The organism is Bacillus sp. GMs2/2 (genome assembly GCF_050172095.1).
Classification (GTDB): Bacteria; Bacillota; Bacilli; order Bacillales; family Bacillaceae_G; genus Bacillus_A; species Bacillus_A cereus.
In genome coordinates this window covers 1-1,383 of record NZ_JBNLYE010000669.1, presented here as the reverse complement: position 1 = coordinate 1,383, position 1,383 = coordinate 1, and the positions used below count along the sequence as shown (strand labels likewise).

Below are 1,383 nucleotides of genomic sequence, written 5' to 3'. Positions count from 1 at the left end.
AAACGAATGATCCCTACTATTATTTTTGTATCTTTCTAAATTTGCGAACAAAAGTGAGTACTGTGCCTGTAATAATCATCAATATGCCGATTGCTGCACTGTTAGTTGTACTTACACCCGTCTTTGGAAGCTCCTTATATGTATATTCTTTTTTATCGGTATTACTGTTGTTTGTCTTATTAGCAAGACCATTAGGTTTGCTAGTTTCTTTATCTTTCACTAATACTTTTTGTATCGTATTTACCTCATTACCCACGGAATCTCTTACACTATATATTATTTCATAAATACCGGCTTTATTTGTATCTATAGTTCCTTCATACGCTACTTTAGAAGTAAGGTCACCGTCTTCTTTGTCAGTAGCTGATACTCCTATCAACGGATCAAATTGATCACCCTCAGTAATTGAAGTTGTAGCAGGTACTTTTAGTATTGGTTTATCATTTTTAACTTCTTCTCTAACTTTGACCGTTACAGTTTGCTTCGCCGTTACTTCATGGCCTTTTGAATCTGTAACTGTGTATTTTAATACGTAAGTACCGGCTTTATTTGTATCTACTTCACCATCAACTTTGATTTTAGAAGTAAGATCACCGTCTTCTTTATCGATAGCTAATACTTCTGCCATTGGAACAAATGAATCTCCTACATGAATTGTCGCTCCAACAGGCACTGTTAATTTAGGTTCTAAATCTGATGTTTCGCCATTTCCCTCTACAATTACAGTCTGTGTAGCCGTTGCATTCCCCCCTTGAGAATCAACAACCAGGTATTCCACAATGTATGTACCTGGTTTTGAAGTATCTACATCGCCTTTATGCTTTACTTTATTTGTTAAATCACCATCTTCTTTATCAACAGCTTTTACATTTCTCATTGGATCAAACGTATCACCTACACGTAGTGTAATCGTAAACGGTACAGTTAACTCTGGAGCTTGGTTTTCTGCTGTTTTTTCGTTTTCTTTCACCGTTCCTGTAATTTTTGCCGCATCAAAAGCATTTTGGACTGCTTGAACTTCAATTGAGTTCGTTCCATATTTATTAGCTGCGACTTTAAGGCATGCCAATTTCAATTCAGAGAAATCAGAAGTCATGTTTAATTCATCAGTATTTGCATAATAGAAAATATCAAACATTTTATCTTCACCAATACCATTTACATTTACACCGTTATGAGTACCACCTTGTGCAATTAAATACGCAACTTTATTAATAATACTTGAATTAAAATGTACGCCTCCATAATCCTCTCCATTTAAATCATTATATTTACTATAATCATCGGGATACGGTAGTCCTTCTGAAAAATTAATTGCAGTTGGATTTTTCATATTACGAAAAATCGATCCAGTTTGCTCTCCTATTGTCCAGTTAAATTCCC

At 34.7% G+C, this 1,383-nt stretch carries 1 protein-coding gene; it reads right to left on the bottom strand.

Translation table 11 applies throughout. From position 1 onward, the window contains the following. Positions 1–19 precede the first annotated feature (19 nt). Positions 20–1,383, bottom strand: a 1,364-nt coding sequence (locus tag ACQGS6_RS28495; protein WP_426966030.1) for an immunoglobulin-like domain-containing protein, incomplete at its 5' end; no start/stop codon positions are given.